The sequence below is a fragment of the Streptomyces sp. ISL-11 genome (assembly GCF_018614525.1).
Lineage (GTDB): Bacteria > Actinomycetota > Actinomycetes > Streptomycetales > Streptomycetaceae > Streptomyces.
Genome location: NZ_JAGGOL010000189.1, coordinates 20,921 through 21,222, shown reverse-complemented (window position 1 = coordinate 21,222; position 302 = coordinate 20,921). Strand labels below are relative to the sequence as shown.

General features: G+C 76.8%; 1 pseudogene. It reads right to left on the bottom strand.

From position 1 onward, the window contains the following. Window positions 1-302 (bottom strand): annotated as a pseudogene (locus J7E86_RS29095) (peptidase); the annotation flags it as partial.

The following is a 302-nucleotide window of genomic DNA, read 5'->3' as shown; positions in this document are numbered from 1 at the left end:
GGTCGAGCCCCGTCACGCGGTCACCGCCTCGCGCCCGGGCGCGGGCGAACGCGCCCTCCAGGGCGGCCGCGGCCGGCGGCGACCAGGCGGGCGCCCGGCTGCCACGGAAGGCCGGCAGGGCTCCGGTCTCCTCCAGGGCGCCGCTCCAGAGCAGCCCGTAGCCGATGGTGCGCTGGACGAGATAGCCGAGCAGCCGTACGACCCGGCCCGTACCGTCACCGTCCAGGACCCGGCATGCCTCCGGGTCGGCTTCGAGGAGCGTGTGCAGCAGGTGGGCGGTGTCGATCTGCCGGTCGCCGTCG